Source organism: Streptomyces ureilyticus (genome assembly GCF_011045025.1).
Classification (GTDB): Bacteria; Actinomycetota; Actinomycetes; order Streptomycetales; family Streptomycetaceae; genus Streptomyces; species Streptomyces ureilyticus.
On the sequence record NZ_JAAKZX010000088.1, the window covers coordinates 1 to 17,346 of the forward strand.

11 protein-coding genes and 1 pseudogene are annotated in these 17,346 nt (G+C 68.7%); 3 read left to right on the forward strand and 9 right to left on the reverse strand.

The features are described from left to right. Nucleotides 1–89 (reverse strand): annotated as a pseudogene (locus G6048_RS25390) (DUF4937 domain-containing protein); the annotation flags it as partial. Nucleotides 90–238: 149 nt separating this feature from the next. Here G6048_RS25390 and G6048_RS25395 point away from each other — a divergent pair. Further along, nucleotides 239–775 (forward strand): TerD family protein, encoded by a 537-nt coding sequence (locus tag G6048_RS25395; protein WP_206342115.1) that lies wholly within the window; start codon nucleotides 239–241, stop codon nucleotides 773–775. A gap of 55 nt (nucleotides 776–830) precedes the next feature. Here G6048_RS25395 and G6048_RS25400 read toward each other — a convergent pair whose 3' ends face one another. Together G6048_RS25400 and nrdR are read right to left on the reverse strand one after the other, a co-directional pair. Next, nucleotides 831–3,716, reverse strand: coding sequence for a vitamin B12-dependent ribonucleotide reductase (locus G6048_RS25400; protein ID WP_165341905.1), 2,886 nt, complete (start codon nucleotides 3,714–3,716; stop codon nucleotides 831–833). 149 nt (nucleotides 3,717–3,865) lie between these two features. After that, nucleotides 3,866–4,417: a transcriptional regulator NrdR gene (gene nrdR, locus G6048_RS25405; protein WP_165341906.1), complete on the reverse strand. Its 552-nt coding sequence runs from the start codon at nucleotides 4,415–4,417 to the stop codon at nucleotides 3,866–3,868. 530 nt (nucleotides 4,418–4,947) lie between these two features. Here nrdR and lexA point away from each other — a divergent pair. Continuing rightward, on the forward strand, nucleotides 4,948–5,730 hold the full coding sequence (lexA, locus tag G6048_RS25410; RefSeq protein ID WP_033318887.1) for a transcriptional repressor LexA: 783 nt from the start codon (nucleotides 4,948–4,950) through the stop codon (nucleotides 5,728–5,730). Nucleotides 5,731–5,824: 94 nt separating this feature from the next. Here lexA and G6048_RS25415 read toward each other — a convergent pair whose 3' ends face one another. The 4 genes from G6048_RS25415 to G6048_RS25430 form a co-directional block, all read right to left on the reverse strand. Next, nucleotides 5,825–7,807, reverse strand: coding sequence for an ATP-dependent DNA helicase (locus G6048_RS25415; protein ID WP_165341907.1), 1,983 nt, complete (start codon nucleotides 7,805–7,807; stop codon nucleotides 5,825–5,827). 138 nt (nucleotides 7,808–7,945) lie between these two features. After that, on the reverse strand, nucleotides 7,946–8,764 hold the full coding sequence (locus G6048_RS25420; RefSeq protein ID WP_165341908.1) for a GNAT family N-acetyltransferase: 819 nt from the start codon (nucleotides 8,762–8,764) through the stop codon (nucleotides 7,946–7,948). 39 nt (nucleotides 8,765–8,803) lie between these two features. Next, the gene (locus G6048_RS25425) at nucleotides 8,804–10,723 is read right to left on the reverse strand and encodes an IucA/IucC family protein (protein ID WP_408056167.1); all 1,920 of its coding nucleotides are present in this window, start codon (nucleotides 10,721–10,723) and stop codon (nucleotides 8,804–8,806) included. 265 nt (nucleotides 10,724–10,988) lie between these two features. Further along, nucleotides 10,989–12,407, reverse strand: a complete 1,419-nt coding sequence (locus G6048_RS25430) for a diaminobutyrate--2-oxoglutarate transaminase family protein (protein ID WP_408056168.1) — start codon at nucleotides 12,405–12,407, stop codon at nucleotides 10,989–10,991. Nucleotides 12,408–12,729: 322 nt separating this feature from the next. Between G6048_RS25430 and G6048_RS25435 the strand changes: the two genes are divergently transcribed. Next, nucleotides 12,730–13,962, forward strand: coding sequence for a trypsin-like serine peptidase (locus G6048_RS25435; RefSeq protein WP_165341909.1), 1,233 nt, complete (start codon nucleotides 12,730–12,732; stop codon nucleotides 13,960–13,962). 89 nt (nucleotides 13,963–14,051) lie between these two features. Here the strand turns inward: G6048_RS25435 and hflX are convergent, their stop codons facing one another. After that, nucleotides 14,052–15,545: a GTPase HflX gene (hflX, locus tag G6048_RS25440; RefSeq protein WP_165341910.1), complete on the reverse strand. Its 1,494-nt coding sequence runs from the start codon at nucleotides 15,543–15,545 to the stop codon at nucleotides 14,052–14,054. 221 nt (nucleotides 15,546–15,766) lie between these two features. Further along, complete coding sequence (locus tag G6048_RS25445; RefSeq protein ID WP_165341911.1) at nucleotides 15,767–17,278, reverse strand: M1 family metallopeptidase; 1,512 nt, start codon at nucleotides 17,276–17,278, stop codon at nucleotides 15,767–15,769. Between the last annotated feature and the right edge of the window lie 68 nt (nucleotides 17,279–17,346).

Sequence of the window (17,346 nt, forward strand, 5' to 3'; positions counted from 1 at the left end):
GGCTCCCCCAGAAGCCCCGCCCATTTCCGCTGCCCCCGTTCAAAACCGCGGCGGTCCACCACGGTGCAGCGAATCCACTTGACCAGCACCGCGCCATCGTAAGGCCACAGAACGTGGCCTTGGTCACGCTCTGGCGCAGTACATCCGCACGAGCGCCCCCTGGTGCGTGACACGATGGACAACACGCCTCAGCTGCCCGGCAGTTGGGGCGACTGTCACAGAGGACCAGGAGGGAGATCTGGTGGACGGCCTCAACAAGGGCATCAGCAAGGTCGAGGTCGGGGTGAAGTGGGACCCGAGTCCCGCCGGTGAGCCACCCACCGATCTCGACCTCGTCGCCGCAACCTACTTGGCGACGGACACACACGAAAACCCCGACTACGTAGTGCACTTCGACAGCCGGTCCCCGGACGGCACCATCACCCTCAACCGGGACAGCAAGGACGGCAAGGGCTTCGGCTGGGACGAGGTGATGACCCTGGAGCTCGGCCGCCTCGACGAGCGGTACGCGCGCGTGGTCGTCGGCGTCTGCATCCAGCAGCGCTTCGGACGCAGGACCTTCGTCGGGGTGCACAACCCGTCGCTGCGCATCAGCGAGGGCTACACCGTCCTGGCCGAGGACGACTTCGGCGGCGTACTGGGAGCGACGTCCGCGACAGTCGCCGAGTTCGTACGCGACGACTCCGGAGAGTGGTCTTTCCACCCCGGCGTCCGAGGCTTCGACACGGACCCGGCGACCTTCGCAAGGACCATGGGCAGCCGCCACGCATCCTGACCCGCTCAAGCCGTAAGGGGCGTACGGCCAGGCGTACGCCCCTTACGGTTATGGGTCAGCTGCAGCCGCTTGTGGAGCCGCAGCCCTCGCAGATGTAGCAGGACCCGGCCCGCTGCATCTTCGTACCGCAGGAGAAGCACAGAGGGGCGTCCGCCTGGATGCCCAGCTGCATCTCCACCAACTCGGCGTTGGTGTGCGCCTGCTGCGGGGCGGGCTTGGCCGCCTCGACCTCGGCCCTCGGGGAAGAGACCGCCTTCAGTTCCTGCGCACGGGGCGCGGACTGGGCGAGACCCTCGACGTCGAGCTCGTCGTCGGACGGCTCGTACGAACCGGTCTCCAGGTGACGCTGACGCTCGGGGGCGGAGTGGATGCCGAGCGCGGAACGGGTCTCGAAGGGCAGGAAGTCCAGCGCCAGGCGGCGGAAGATGTAGTCGACGATCGACTGCGCCATCCGCACATCCGGGTCGTCGGTCATACCGGCCGGCTCGAAGCGCATGTTGGTGAACTTCGAAACGTACGTCTCCAGGGGCACGCCGTACTGCAGGCCTACGGAGACGGCGATCGAGAAGGCGTCCATCATGCCCGCGAGGGTGGAACCCTGCTTCGACATCTTCAGGAAGACCTCGCCGAGCCCGTCGTCCGGGTAGGAGTTGGCGGTCATGTAGCCCTCGGCGCCGCCCACCGTGAACGAGGTGGTGATGCCGGGACGGCCCTTCGGGAGGCGCTTGCGGACCGGGCGGTACTCGACGATCTTCTCGACCGTCTCGCGGATGGTCTCCTCCGCCTTCTCCGCGACCTTCTCCTCGTACTTCTTCGCGGAGAGGGGCTGGCCGACCTTGCAGTTGTCCCGGTAGATCGCGAGCGCCTTGACGCCCATCTTCCATGCCTCGAAGTAGACCTCCTCGACGTCCTCGACAGTCGCCGACTCCGGGAGGTTGACCGTCTTGGAGAGCGCGCCGGAGATCCAGGGCTGAATCGCGGCCATCATGCGGACGTGGCCCATCGCGGAGATGGAACGCTCGCCCATGGCGCAGTCGAAGACCTCGTAGTGCTCGGGCCTGAGACCGGGGGCGTCGATCACATTGCCGTGCTCGGCGATGTGATCGACGATCGCCTCGACCTGCTCCTCCTGGTAACCCAGGCGTCGCAGGGCCTGCGGCACGGTGCCGTTGACGATCTGCATCGAGCCGCCGCCGACCAGCTTCTTGAACTTGACCAGTGCCAGGTCGGGCTCGAGGCCGGTGGTGTCGCAGGACATCGCCAGACCGATCGTGCCGGTCGGGGCGATGACGGATGCCTGGGCGTTACGGAAACCGTTCTTCGCACCGAGACGGACGACGTCCTGCCAGGCCTCCGTGGCGGCGGCCCAGACCGGGGTGTCCAGGTCGTCCACGCGGACGGCCACGGCGTTGGCGTCGGAGTGCTGCTTCATGACGCGCTGGTGCGGCTGCGCGTTGCGGGCGTAGCCGTCGTACGGGCCGACGACCGCGGCGAGTTCCGCGGAGCGCTTGTACGACGTGCCCGTCATCAGGGAGGTGATGGCGCCGGCCAGGGACCGGCCGCCGTCGGAGTCGTACGCGTGGCCCGTGGCCATCAGGAGGGCGCCGAGGTTGGCGTAACCGATGCCCAGCTGACGGTAGGCGCGGGTGTTCTCGGCGATCTTCTGGGTCGGGAAGTCCGCGAAGCAGATGGAGATGTCCATCGCCGTGATGACGAGCTCGACAACCTTGGAGAAGCGCTCGACCTCGAAGGCCTGGTTGCCCAAGCCGTCGTCCTTCAGGAACTTCATCAGGTTCAACGAGGCGAGGTTGCAGGACGTGTTGTCCAGGTGCATGTACTCGCTGCACGGGTTCGAGCCGTTGATACGGCCGGACTCCGGGCACGTGTGCCAGTGGTTGATGGTGTCGTCGTACTGGATGCCCGGGTCGGCGCAGGCCCAGGCGGCCTCGGCCATCTTGCGGAAGAGCTCCTTGGCGTCGACCTCCTCGATGACCTCGCCGGTCATCCGCGCGCGCAGGCCGAACTTCTCGCCGTTCTCGACCGCCTTCATGAAGGCGTCGTTCACGCGGACCGAGTTGTTGGCGTTCTGGTACTGGACGGACGTGATGTCGTCGCCGCCCAGGTCCATGTCGAAGCCCGCGTCACGCAGGGCGCGGATCTTCTCTTCTTCCTTGACCTTGGTCTGGATGAAGTCCTCGATGTCGGGGTGGTCGACGTCCAGGATGACCATCTTGGCGGCGCGGCGGGTGGCGCCACCGGACTTGATCGTTCCTGCCGAGGCGTCGGCACCGCGCATGAAGGAGACCGGACCGGAGGCGTTGCCCCCGGAGGACAGCAGTTCCTTGGACGAACGGATACGCGAGAGGTTCAGGCCGGCCCCCGAGCCGCCCTTGAAGATCATGCCCTCTTCCTTGTACCAGTCGAGGATCGAGTCCATGGAGTCGTCGACGGCCAGGATGAAGCAGGCGGAGACCTGCTGGGGCTGCGGAGTGCCGACGTTGAACCACACCGGCGAGTTGAAGCTGAAGATCTGGTGCAGGAGGGCGTACGCCAGCTCGTGCTCGAAGATCTCGGCATCGGCGGGCGAGGCGAAGTACTTGTAGTCCTCACCGGCCTTCCGGTAGGTCTTCACGATGCGGTCGATGAGCTGCTTGAGGCTCACCTCGCGCTGCGGGGTTCCCACAGCTCCGCGGAAGTACTTGCTGGTGACGATATTGACCGCGTTCACCGACCAGAACTCGGGGAACTCGACGCCACGCTGCTCGAAGTTGACCGAGCCGTCGCGCCAGTTGGTCATGACGACGTCACGACGCGCCCACTCCACCTCGTCGTACGGATGCACGCCCGGGGTGGTGTGGATGCGCTCGATCCGCAGCCCCTTGTTCGCCTTGGTGCCCTTGGCTCGGGTACTCCGTGCCGGACCGCTCGCCGTCTCTGTCATGCCGCCTCCCTGTATCGGGCCAAAACGCCCTGAAGTGCCTCGTTCTTCCCGGGCACGGTGTGTGTCTGTGTTGCGCGCAGCGCAAGCGCGACCGCTCACAACAGGTCCCTGAATCGCCGTCGACCGGCCGACGCGAGTCGGCCCGCTGGTCAGTCGCCGGCGCGTGCGGGCACGGGGACTTCGGCAGTCCCTCCGGACCCGCGGTCGCTCCCCTGGCGCCCCTCGCCCGCGTCATCGTCGTCCGCGGTGGGGCGCTTCGTCTGTTCCCTGAGTTCCGCGATGGCGGCCTCGAAGTCCTCCGGCGAGTCGAACGCCCGGTAGACGGACGCGAACCGCAGATAGGCGACGAGGTCCAGCTCCTGCAGCGGGCCGAGAATGGCCAGCCCTACATCATGGGTGGTCAGTTCGGCGCTTCCGGTGGCCCGCACCGCCTCCTCGACCCGCTGGCCGAGCTGAGCGAGTGCGTCTTCGGTGACAGGCCGCCCCTGGCACGCCTTGCGAACGCCATTGATGACCTTGGTACGACTGAAGGGTTCGGTGACTCCGGACCGCTTGACCACCATGAGCGAGCACGTCTCCACCGTCGTGAACCGACGGGAGCAGTGCGGACACTGGCGGCGCCTGCGGATCGACGTACCGTCGTCGGTCGTACGGCTGTCGACGACGCGGCTGTCGGGGTGCCTGCAGAAGGGGCAGTGCATCGAACTCCAACCCTCCTTCACGGCACGACTCAATAGCCTCGAAAGGCCACTTGGGCCCCTCGAAGCAGTCCCCAGCATAGGCGATGATCAGACCCCGGAGGACCCGGGGGACCACAACTTCTGGGCTGCTATTGCCACCCAACCACTAGATCTGGGGTTTGGCCGTAAATTTTCCCCGCTCGCGCGTGTCGTTTCCCGCGAGCGCGCATGCGGCACCGATCCGAACATGTGCCGCACACCCATACCGGCGCCGGGGCCTGCGGGGATAACGTGGGCGCCGCACACAGGGGCCGGTATCCGGTTGACGGGATACCGGGTGGCAGACTGGGCGCCGACTCACGAGGTCGTCGCCCCGGCGGCGAAGAGTACAGCAATCAGCCGTTTTGTCTGCCAGGCACAGCGTTGGCCATACACCCAAACACATGATCACGCCAGGTGATTCGCAATCTTTCACTCGAACGTGTGTTTGGCGCAACCTTTCGAAAGCAACTACCGTTGTGCAGCAGGGAGACGAACGAGAGGGGCCGACCGTGACCACCACCGCAGACAGTGCCACCATCACCGCCCAGGACCGCTCCCAGGGCCGACTCGAGCCGGTGCATGCCATGAATGAAGCATTGAATCAGGAGGGACCCAAGCCCACACGCTCCCTGCCGGGCCGACCTCCGGGAATCCGGGCGGACAGCTCCGGACTCACCGACCGGCAGCGCCGGGTGATCGAGGTCATCAGGGACTCAGTGCAGCGGCGCGGGTACCCGCCGTCGATGCGGGAGATCGGACAGGCCGTGGGCCTCTCCAGCACTTCCTCGGTCGCACACCAGCTGATGGCACTCGAACGCAAGGGCTTCCTGCGGCGCGACCCGCACCGGCCCCGCGCCTACGAGGTCCGGGGATCCGACCAGTCCACGGTCCAGCCCACCGACACGGCGGGCAAGCCGGCCGCGTCGTATGTCCCGCTGGTCGGCCGGATCGCCGCCGGTGGCCCGATCCTCGCCGAGGAGTCGGTCGAGGACGTCTTCCCGCTGCCGCGGCAGCTGGTCGGGGACGGCGAGCTGTTCGTCCTCAAGGTCGTCGGCGACTCGATGATCGAGGCCGCGATCTGCGACGGGGACTGGGTGACGGTCCGCCGCCAGCCGGTCGCCGAGAACGGCGACATCGTGGCCGCGATGCTGGACGGCGAGGCCACGGTCAAGCGCTTCAAGCGCGAGAACGGCCATGTGTGGCTGCTGCCTCACAACTCCGCGTACCAGCCGATTCCCGGCGACGAGGCGACCATCCTCGGGAAGGTCGTGGCGGTGCTGCGGCGGGTCTGACCCTCCGCCCCTGACCGGGCCCCGGGACCAACTGCGCCGGTTCCGGGGCCCTGTGCTGTCCCCGGTCCATGCCTGGGGACAGCACGGTAAGTCCTTAGGGGTCCTCGCTCTCTGCCTTGCGTGCCGCCTCGTCGATCACGGCCAGCGACCGTCGTACCTGGTTACGGTCCGTCGTGTACCAGAAGCCGGGAAGTGACGCCTTCAGATAACTGCCGTAACGGGCCGTGGCCAGGCGCTGATCCAGTACGGCTACGACGCCGCGGTCCCCCATCGCTCGTACGAGGCGGCCGGCGCCCTGAGCCATGAGCAGTGCCGCATGCGTGGCGGCGACGGCCATGAAGCCGTTGCCCCCGGCGTCCTCGACGGCCTTCTGGCGGGCGCTCATCAGCGGGTCGTCCGGGCGTGGGAAGGGGATCTTGTCCATGACGACCAACTGGCAGCTGGCGCCGGGGACGTCGACGCCCTGCCATAGCGAGAGGGTGCCGAAGAGGCAGGTCTTCGGGTCGGCCGCGAAGTTCTTGATCAGTTCGCCCAGGGTCTCCTCACCCTGGAGGAGGATCGGGAACTCGGGGATACGGGAGCGCAGTTCCTCGGCCGCCAGCTGCGCGGCGCGCATCGACGAGAAGAGCCCGAGCGTCCGGCCGCCCGCCGCCTGGATCAGTTCCGTCAGCTCGTCCAGCATGTCCCTGCGGTCGCCGTCGCGCGCGGGACGCGACAGATGCTTGGCGACGTACAGGATGCCTTGCTTCGGATAGTCGAAGGGTGAGCCGACGTCGACGCCCTTCCACAGCGGGAGGTCCTCGCCCTCCGTGCCCTCGGGAGCCAGCCCCAACGACGCCCCGACTCCGTTGAAGTCGCCGCCGAGCTTCAGTGTCGCCGACGTGAGGACCACGGAACGGTCCGCGAAGAGCTTCTCCCTGAGGAGGCCCGATACGGACATCGGCGCGACGCGCAGGGAGGCACCGAAGCGGTCATGGCGTTCGTACCATACGACGTCCCACTCGGAGCCGTTCGTGATCCGCTCGGCCACATCGTGGATGGACTCCACGGAGGCGAGTGCCTGTTTGCGTACGGCGTCCTCGTCGCCGACGGACTTGTCGCGGGTCGTCCCCATCGCCGAGATCACCGTACGGGCGGCGTCGCGCAGTGCCATCAGCGCGTACCCGAGGTCCTCCGGAATCTCCTCCAGACGGCCCGGCAGGGCCAGCTCCATCAGGCGCTCAAAGCCTTCGGCGGCCGTCTGGAGCTGGTCGGCGGCCTTTTCGTTGACGAGTTTCGCGGCACGGCGCACGGCGCGGTTGACCTGGCCGGGGGTGAGCTCGCCGGTCGCGACTCCGGTGACGCGCGAGACCAGCTCATGGGCCTCGTCGACGATCAGCACCTCATGCTGCGGCAGGACCGGGGCGCCCTCGATGGCGTCGATCGCGAGAAGCGCGTGGTTGGTGACGACGACCTCGGCGAGCTTGGCGCGCTCGCGGGCCATCTCGGCGAAGCACTCCGCGCCGTACGCGCACTTCGAGGCGCCCAGGCATTCCCTGGACGACACGGAGATCTGCGACCACGCCCGATCCGAGACTCCGGGGGCGAGGTCGTCGCGGTCGCCCGTCTCGGTGTCGTCCGCCCAGTCCCGCAGCCGCAGTAGGTCCTGGCCCAGCTTGCTGGTGGGCGCGGCCGCCTCGAACTGGTCGAAGAGTCCCTCCTCCTCGTCCTGCGGCATGCCCTCACGCAGACGGTGCAGGCATAGGTAGTTGGACCGGCCCTTGAGCATCGCGAACTCGGGACGGCGGCGCAGCAGCGGATGCAGCGCGTCGACCGTGCGCGGAAGGTCCCGCTCCACGAGCTGCCGCTGAAGCGCCAGGGTGGCCGTCGCCACGACGACACGCTCGCCGTGCGCGAGCGCGGGTACGAGATAGCCCAGCGACTTTCCGGTACCGGTGCCGGCCTGGACCAGCAGATGGGAGCCGGCGTCGATGGCCTCTGCGACGGCTTCGGCCATGGTCACCTGGCCAGGGCGCTCCGTACCGCCGACGGCTGTGACGGCGGCATGCAGGAGTTCGGGGAGTGAGTGCTCTGTCATAGCGCGTCCACCCTACGGCGCCGCACTGACACCCGGGCGATCAACGCCGGGGGCAGTGGCGCGATCAAGCGGCCGAGAACCGAATCGGGGTCGAGTGGGAACCGGATCGGGTCGAGCGGTGTACCAAAAGTGATGGCGCTACAGCACATCGCGCAGGGCCCGGTCTCGGACCATGAGGGCGGCCCGCTTGTCGGGCAGGTCGACCTCGGCGGAGAACCGGAAGCCTGCGCTCAGAAAGGCGGACACGGAGGGGGTGTTGCGAAGATCGGGTTCCGCGACGACGCGTGTGCACGAGGGGCGCCGGTCGAGTACGAGGTCGGAGACGGCTCTGAGCAATGCTGAGCCGAGTCCCCGCCCGCGGTTGGCGACAGCACCGATGAGGAGGTGGATTCCTGTGTCATGGAGACGAGCGGGATAGTGGCGGGCCAGTCGGTCGAGGTCCGCGCGGTAGATCTCCCAGTAGCTCACCGGCGTGCCGTCCAGCACGCCGAGACAGGGAACGCTGCGGCCGTCCCCGTCGAGCTGGGCGCGCAGGTGATCCTCGGCGACCGTCTCGGGTCCCGCCAGCTCCCAGAACGCCGCAACGGCGGGGTCGTTCATCCAGCGGCTGATGAGCGTCAGGTCACGGTCGATGCGTACGGGGACGAGGTGGAAGTGGCCGACGGGGCTGGCGATGGGGCCCCACCCGCCGACACCGTCGAGGAGGTCGTCACCGGTCGGGGTGACGGTCGTCGGCGTGAGGATGCCGGGCTTCGCCGTGCCTGTCCCTTCGCGCTGTTCCGCTGCGCGCTCGGCTCCCCGGGCTGCTTCAGCTTCCTCGGCGAAAAGGGCGACGAGTTCGTCGGGCAGACGCAGGTCGAGTGTGTCCTGGCTGTCCATGTCGGGGCCCGGGTCGCTGCCGAAAGAGGTGTTGGGGGCGGCGGTACCGGCGTCGGTGCTCGCATCGGTGGGAGGCACGGCGACGCTCCTCTCAGGAGTCGGGGTGGGTCATGTTCCTCAGTAATGAAGGGGGTTGGCGATGGTGACGTAGACGGACTGGGTGTCCACCGGGCCGATGAGTTCGTCGAGCCCGTGCAGCCGGGTCAGCAGGTTGGCCTTGCAGCGCAACATGGGTGAGTCGAGCAGGCAGGCGGGAAGGGGTGTACGCAGGCGGGCAGGGCCGGAGGCGACATTGGCGAGGAAGCGGCGGAAGGCGGCGAGCAACAGCCGCTCGTCGGCGAGGCCTTGGGAGCCGAAGGCGCCGATGAGGCCGAGCACGTTGTTGATGGCGAGGTAATAGGCGAAGCGTTCGTCGGTGACCTCGTCGGAGACGAAGGTGTCGCTGTGCTCGCCGATACCAGGGAGCCGTTTGTCCAGCTCCGCGCGCCGGGACTCGCGGAAATAGTAGCCCTGGTTGTCACGGTAGCGGCCGCCCGCGGGCCAGCCCTGCGGGTCCAGCAGGACCAGGGTGTTCTGCTGGTGGGCCTCCAGCGCGATGCCTGCCTCGCTGTCGAGCCAGAGGACGGGGCGGATCACCTGTTCCAGGTAGCGGAGGAACCACTCAGTGGCGACGGCGCCGCGAGAGCGTCCGGTGCGCCCGGCGAGGTGGGTAACGATCTCGCTGAGCCGTGACCGCATCGTGGGCCTGCCCTGCTCAGCTCCGGACGCTTCGCCAGCTGGGTCCTCAGGCCTGACGGAGACGAGTCCGGCGACGCAGGAGACGGAGTCCGTCGGCGTGAACGGGTTGTGGCGGAGCATCACGTCGAGACCGGGCACGGGGCTACCGTCCGGGGCGTCGACGGCGAGCCAGGCCGGGTCGCGGACGATGTCGAAGCCCGGGTGTTCCGCCTTCCACTGTTCGGCGAGGCCGGTACGCAGCAGGCGGTGGACCTCGACGCCGCGATGAAGTTCCTTGCGGAGGTTCTCCCGGCGGGAGTTGGTGATGCACAGGCCCAGCGAGAGCTTCAGCATCGCGGGGGCGCCGGAGCGGTAGAGGGTGCGTACGGAGGAGGTGGGGTGCCAGGGGGCGCCATGGGGACCGAGGTCCTGGAGCAGACCGGCGTCCAGCAGTTTCGCTGTCGCGGAGCGGTGGCGGACCTCGCGGATCTGCCAGGGGTGCATCGGAAGGGCGGCGTACCCGTCGGGCAGTGGCAGTCCGGGGCCGGCGTGCCGGGCGGTGAGCTGCTGGGCGGGTACGGGACGGCCACGCTCGGTCCAGGCCGATTCGGTGGCGAGTACGGAGGGAGCGACAGCCATCCAGTGCAGGGGAAAGGAGCCGCGTGACTCGGGTGAGTAGAGCCGGGATTCGGCCTCGGAAAGTCCCTCGCGGCTCTTCGGGGTGGGGTGCAGCGGGTGACCGAGAAGGAGCGACTGTTCGGCGGAGAGGAAGAGATCCGAGCCGTCGGCGGGGTGCTCCCTGCGGTCACGGATGAACGTGACGGTGCGCTGGGCTGAGTCGGCGACGCGGCGCACCAAGTCGCCGCTGTCGCCTGCCTTGTTCTCCGCCCCGCCCTCCGTACCGTCCGCCAGGGTCTCTCGTCCGAGGAGCGCCGCCAGAGTGGCCGCATCTGTGGGAGGTGCCTGGTGGGGTGCGTCGGAAAGGTGAGGGGGGCCAAGGCGGTGCCAGCCTGTGGGGGACCAGTAGTGCACCGGGACGACCAGGGCAGTGCCGCTGGCAGGGAGTTGGATGCGGAGGATGCCGTCTTTCGGAGCAGGAAGGTCGTTCTCACGTACCCAGCAGCGCAGCAGGTTCTCCACGGCTGCGGCCTGGCCGGCGATGTGCGGATCGGCGTGGTCCAGCAGGTCCAGGCCGACGGCACCGCGCAGCCGTACGGACTCCCCGGGCCCGGGCTCTCCCTGCTGCCGGGGGACGGATTCTGCCCCCGGACGCGGCTCGAAAGTTCGGGTGTGGCTGTGGGGTGCAGGGATGGCGTTCACGTGAGTTCCTTGGGAGGTGGTTCGGGGTCGTGCCGCGACGAACTGGGGCTGTTCCGGCTTGCGTTGGAGCTGGGCGATTCGTGGGTGCTTCGGGTGGTGTGATCGCGGTGTCCGAGTGGCCCTTCCGTGGCGTTCGGGCCCCTGGACGATTGGGCGATGCCGTGCGGTATCACCGTGCGGCGACCTGTCCGACCCGCTCGGCCCGTGCCGCGCGCCGGGCCGACTCGCCATGGCCGGCACGCCCGCCATGCTCAAAACCCTCCGCTCACAGGCCGGTTGGTGCCGCCGCGACCGCCGCGACTGCTTCCGACAGCCGCTCGAGCACCGCGTTCGCCTGCTCGTCGGTGATGGTCAGAGGCGGGAGCAGCCGCACGACGCTGGAGTGTCGTCCGCCGAGTTCCACGATCAGGCCGCGGCGCAGGCACTCCCGCTGAACGGCGACCGCGAGCTCGGGGGCGGCGGGGCGCGGCCCGCCGACGGTGCCCCCGGCGGTTTCGGCGACTTCGGCTGCGGACTTGGGTACTTCCTCCGGGTCGACGAGTTCGACGCCGATCATCAGTCCTCGGCCGCGTACGTCACCGATGCACGGGAAGTCGGCTGCCAGGCCGCGCAGTTGGGCCAGCATGCGGGCGCCCAGGCGGGCGGCGCGCTCGGCGAGGCGGTTCTCCCGGACGTATGCGAGGGTCGCCGCGCCGGCTGCCATGGCGAGCTGATTGCCGCGGAACGTGTCGGCGTGGGCGCCGGGTTGCCGCACGTCGAGGTCATCGCGACAGACCACGACGGCCAGCGGCAGGCTGCCGCCGATGGCCTCGGAGAGGACCATCACATCGGGTGTGATGCCACTGTGTTCCACCGCCCAGAAGGCGCCGGTCCGGCCAACGCCCGTCTGGGCCTCGTCGACGATCAGGGGGATGGAGCGGGCGGACGTGATGTCCCGCATCCGCCGCATCCAGTCGTCGCGCGCCGGAATCACTCCGCCCTCGCCCTGCACCGGTTCCACGATCACCCCGGCGGGTCTGGGGCCCCCGGACTCGGGGTCGTCGAGGAGGGACTCCGTCCAGCGTGCGGCGAGTTCGGCGCCCCGCTCGCCGCCGACGCCGAACGGGCAACGGTAGTCCTGCGGAAAAGGTAGGCGCGTGAGCCGTACATCCGACGCGCCCCCGGATGCTTCGAGCGCCCCCGCGGTCACGCCGTGGTGGGCGCCGGAGAAGGCGACGACCCCGGTGTGCCCGGTCGCGGCGCATGCCAGCTTCAGGGCGGCCTCGACCGCGTCTGTGCCCGTGGGCTCGCAGAACTGCACGCGTCCATGGTCGGCGAAACCGGGCGGCATCGTACGGAACAGCTCGGTGGTGAACGCGTCCTTGACGGGTGTGGCCAGATCGAGGACGTGCAGCGGCGCCCCCGAGTCGAGGACCTTCCTGATCGCTTCCAGCACGACCGGGTGGTTGTGCCCGAGGGCCAAACTCCCCGAGCCCGAAAGGCAGTCGAGGTAGCGCGACCCGTCGGCTCCCTCGATCGTCAGCCCACGTGCCCGGACAGGCACGATCGGCAGGGCGCGCGCATAGGTGCGCGCCGCGGACTCACGCGCCGACTGCCGCCGCAGAATCCCCTCTTGCGTCACGGGCGCGACCTCGGCCTCGCGCATCGCAAGCGCCACGTCGGGCGCAGACTCGATCACGGCCACGTTGTCGGTCCTCCCGCTGTCCAGAGGCGAGTTGCTCGTCCACCCGAGCGGGCGGCAGGGGACGTACGCAGGCGGAACGCCCCCGTACGTACCAACGACGTGGACCCTGAGTGGCAACGGCGGGACGAAGATCCATGCCGTGACGGAACCGTTGCCGTTCCATCGGAAGTCCCCCACAGCGACGGCATAGTGTGTGGTGCCGTTCGGCGATCCCAGTTGAACGGCCAAAACGGTCCCGTCCAGGCAAGTCCGGGACGGCAGATCCGTACGAAGCTGCAAATGGCAGCCCAGCAATCTCGTTACGTCCAGGGGGAGTTACACCATGCGATCCATACGCCCGCTATTCGCCGCCCGTCGAGGGAAGAGCACGCGCCGCGGGCCCTCCCCCGTGCTGGCGGCGGTCGGCCTGGCCACCGCACTGGCCCTGACGGCCACCGCCTGTGAATCGGGCGACGACGCGAACGCGGGCGGCGAGGCGTCCGCCTCCGCGACCACCGGCGGCGACGACAAGATCCAGATCCCGGAGGGCCTCCAGGACAGGCTCAAGGAGCACGGGATCGACCTGGACCAGTGGAAGGGCGGCGCCTGGAAGAACTGGGACAGGGACGACTGGCTGCGCGAGGCCGGCGACTTCGTCAATCCGATCATCGAGGACCTGTGGGACCCGGACCGTATGCGCGAGGCCGAGGACCCGGACCAGGGCAAGGGCGTCGACGACAGCGATCTGGCGGGTGACCAGGGGGTCACCGACCCGGAACCGGCGCCCGTGGAGGCGCAGGCCGTGCAGGCGGCGTACCACGACAACGCCCCCGAGGCGGGCAAGGTGTTCTTCGACTCCCCGCAGGGCACGATGGTCTGCTCGGCGACCGTGGTCGAGGATCCGGCCAACCCGGGCAAGTCGAACCTCGTGTGGACCGCGGGCCACTGCGTGCACGCCGGCAAGTCCGGCGGCTGGTATCGCAACATCGCCTTCGTGCCCTCGTACAACAATGACGCCAAGTCGGCGGCGGAACTCACGAACGCCACCCAGGAGGAAGTCGCTCCGTACGGCGTCTGGTGGGGTGACTGGGCGCAGACCTCGGACCAGTGGATCGAGCAGGGCGGCGCGACGGGTGGCCAGGGTGCCTCGTACGACTTCGCCGTCATTCATGTGACGCCGGAGGAGGGCAGCGGCGGCAAGTCCCTGGAGGAGACCGTCGGTTCGGCCCTCCCGGTGGACTTCGACGCTCCGGCCGTGTCCGAGGTCGGCAGCATCACGGCGACGGGTTACCCGGCCGCGAAGCCGTTCGACGGCGAGACGATGTACCAGTGCAAGGATGAGCCGGGGCGGCTCTCACTGGCCAAGTCCGAGCCGACGATGTACCGCATCGGCTGCACCATGACCGGCGGTTCGTCCGGCGGCGGCTGGGTGGCGACGGGCTCCGACGGCAAGCCCGCGCTGGTGTCCAACACCTCGATCGGCCCGATCACCGCGGGCTGGCTGGCGGGCCCGCACCTGGGCGAGGAAGCCAAGGGGATCTACGACGCGGTGAGCGAGAAGTTCGCGGGGCAGTGACCGCACTCTGACATGTGAAGGCCCGCCCCCCTACGAGAGGGGGCGGGCCTTCATCATGAGGAGCTCTCCGGGTCGGAGGGGCTCTGTGTTCAGACGGCGGGCGCCGGAACGTACGGTGCCAGCTCAGCCGCCAGTTCCTCGTGCACCCGTACCTTGAGCAGCGTGCCCTCCGGGGTGTGCTCCTCGGAGATCACCTCGCCGTCGGTGTAGGCCCGGGCGACGAGTCGGCCGTGTGTGTACGGCACGAGTGCCTCGATCTCGACCGAGGGGTGCGGGAGTTCGACGTCGATCAGCGCGAGCAGCTCGTCGATGCCCTGGCCCGTACGGGCCGAGACCGCGATGGAGCGCTTCTCGATCCGCAGCAGCCGCTGAAGCACCAGCGGATCGGCCGCGTCCGCCTTGTTGATCACCACGATCTCCGGTACGCCGGTCGCGCCCACGTCACGGATGACCTCGCGCACGGCGGCCAGCTGCTCCTCCGGCGCCGGGTGGGCGCCGTCGACCACGTGCAGGATCAGGTCGGAGTCGCCGACCTCCTCCATCGTGGAGCGGAACGCCTCGACGAGGTGGTGCGGCAGGTGTCGTACGAACCCGACGGTGTCCGCGAGCGTGTAGAGCCGCCCGGTGGGTGTCTCGGCCCGGCGCACGGTCGGGTCGAGGGTCGCGAACAGCGCGTTCTCGACCAGGACGCCCGCGCCCGTCAGCCGGTTCAGCAGCGAGGACTTGCCCGCGTTGGTGTAGCCGGCGATGGCGACCGAGGGCACCTTCTTGCGACGGCGCTCCCGGCGCTGGATGTCGCGGCCGGTCTTCAGGGCCGCGATCTCCCGGCGCATCTTCGCCATCTTCTCGCGGATGCGACGTCGGTCCGTCTCGATCTTGGTCTCACCGGGACCGCGGGTGGCGAGGCCACCGCCCTTGCCGCCGCCCATCTGACGGGACAGCGACTGACCCCAGCCTCGCAGCCTCGGCAGCATGTACTGCATCTGCGCGAGCGCGACCTGTGCCTTGCCCTCTCGGGACTTGGCGTGCTGGGCGAAGATGTCGAGGATCAGAGCGGTCCGGTCGATCACCTTGACCTTGACGACGTCTTCGAGATGGATCAGCTGTCCCGGCGAGAGCTCACCGTCGCAGATAACGGTGTCCGCGCCGGTCTCGAGCACGATGTCACGCAGCTCGTTGGCCTTGCCGGAGCCGATGTACGTGGCCGGGTCCGCCTTGTCGCGGCGCTGGATCACGCCGTCGAGCACCAGAGCACCGGCCGTCTCCGCGAGGGCGGCCAGCTCCGCGAGGGAGTTGTCCGCGTCGGCCGCGGTCCCCGAGGTCCACACTCCGACGAGCACCACTCGCTCAAGGCGCAGCTGCCGGTACTCGACCTCGGTGACGTCCTCGAGCTCGGTGGAGAGGCCCGCGACACGACGGAGTGCCGCGCGGTCGGAGCGGTCGAACTGCTCGCCGTCCCACTCCCCGTCGATCGGATGGCTCCAGGCGACGTCCTCTTCCATCAGGGCATCGGCCCGAAGACGTTCGGGTTGGTTCTGCGCGAGGCTCTGCTTGTCCTGGGAAGGGGAAGAAGAGGAGGTCATTGGGTCCTTACGTCGATGGGGATACCTGTGGGGCGACGAACTGCCGTCCGTTATTGGAGACAACGTCCGGGGTCGCCCGGAGATTCCCGGCCGGGGAGTCCGACCGGCGGATCATGCCGGAGACCCGGTGTGCGGCGTCGTCGACCTGATGATGGTTGCACGGCAGCCACGTCTCGTCACCTGAGTTACCGAGGGCTCTTGATCTGCGTGGTGGAGGGCTGTCATGCGGGCTTCGCGCCCTTCTCCCCAGGTGCGACGCTGCGCCACTCCGGGTGCCCCGGCATGGGCGGGGTCTTCTTGCCGTACAGCCAGGCCTTGAAGAAAGCTCTCAGATCGCGTCCCGCGATGGCCGAGGCGAGGCTCTCGAAGTCCGCGGTCGTCGCGGTGCCGTCACGGTGGATCCTCACCCAGGTCCGCTCCAGCCGCTCGAAGGCCGGGTGGCCGATCTCCTGGCGCAGTGCGTACAGGACCAGGGCGCTGCCGCCGTAGAGGTTCGGCCTGAGGAGGCTGATCTTCCGGCCGGGATCGGGGTCCTTGGGCGCCGCCGGCGGGCCTCCGTCGGCCCGCCAGGTGTCGGACGCCCGGTAGGCATCGCGCATACGTCTCTCAAGGGGCTTGTCCGCCGTCTCCTGCGCGTACAGGGCCTCGTACCAGGTGGCGTGCCCTTCGCTCAGCCACAGGTCGGACCAGGTGCGCGGGGTGACGCTGTTGCCGAACCACTGGTGCGCCAGCTCATGCACCATGATCGACTCGACGTACCACTTCGGGATCTCAGGGCGCGTGAAGAGCTCTCTCTCGAAGAGAGAGAGCGTTTGTGTCTCGAGTTCGAAGCCGGTCCGCGCCTCAGCGATCAACAGGCCGTACGTCTCGAAGGGGTAGCGCCCGACCTTCCGCTCCATCCAGGCGATCTGCTCGGGCGTCTTCTTGAGCCAGGACTTCAGCTTCTTGCGGTCCTTGGAGGGCACGACATCGCGTACGGGGAGACCGCCCGGCCCGCTCCTATGTGCCACAGAGGAGCGGCCGATGGACACCTGGGCGAGCTCGGTGGCCATGGGATGCTCGGTTCGGTACGCCCAGGTGGTGGTCCCCGCATGGCGGACCGTCCCCAGCGGCAGTCCGTTCGCCACGGCCTTGTATGCATCGGGCGCGGTGACACTGATGGTGAAGATCGCCTTGTCCGAAGGGTGGTCGTTGCCCGGGAAGATCCGGTGCGCGGCGTCGACCTGGTTGGCCATGGCCAGCCCGTCCTCGGTCCGCACCCAGCCGCTCTCCACACCCTCTCCAGGCGTCGGATCGCTGTCGTGGCCCACCGTGATCCGCATCCGACTGCCGGGTGCCAGGCGCTTCGCGGGCGTGACCACCAAGTCCTCCTCCGCGCTGCGGAACTCCGCGGGCACGCCGTTGACCTCGACGGATCGCACTGTTCCGTGCGAGTAGTCAAGATTGACCTGATCCAACCAGTCTGTCGTCCGGGCGTCGATCGTGGTGACCGCCCGCAGCGGCTCACTGTTCTTACCGGAATACCTGAAGGCGAGGTCGTACGCCATGACGTCGTACCCGGGGTTGCCCAGGTGCGGGAAGAGGCGGTCACCGATGCCGAGCGGTTCCGCCGGCGCGGGGCCGCTCGCCGCGATGAGGCAGAGGGAGGAGGAGGCGAGCAGCGCCCTACGGAGCGGTCCGACGGCCTTCGGGAGCAGGTCCCGGGTCCTGGAAGTCCTGGAGGTGAGCGGCATGGACCACGGCTATCAGCGCCCGTCCGGCGTGCGGCGACGACTCGCACCGAGCACACTCGAACGGGTGG

Bases quoted from the DNA above. Each gene is read 5' to 3' on its own strand.
- G6048_RS25400 (WP_165341905.1), bottom strand. From the start codon at position 3,716: ATGACAGAGACGGCGAGCGGTCCGGCACGGAGTACCCGAGCCAAGGGC.
- nrdR (WP_165341906.1), bottom strand. From the start codon at position 4,417: ATGCACTGCCCCTTCTGCAGGCACCCCGACAGCCGCGTCGTCGACAGC.
- G6048_RS25415 (WP_165341907.1), bottom strand. From the start codon at position 7,807: ATGACAGAGCACTCACTCCCCGAACTCCTGCATGCCGCCGTCACAGCC.
- G6048_RS25435 (WP_165341909.1), top strand. From the start codon at position 12,730: ATGCGATCCATACGCCCGCTATTCGCCGCCCGTCGAGGGAAGAGCACG.
- hflX (WP_165341910.1), bottom strand. From the start codon at position 15,545: ATGACCTCCTCTTCTTCCCCTTCCCAGGACAAGCAGAGCCTCGCGCAG.
- G6048_RS25445 (WP_165341911.1), bottom strand. From the start codon at position 17,278: ATGCCGCTCACCTCCAGGACTTCCAGGACCCGGGACCTGCTCCCGAAG.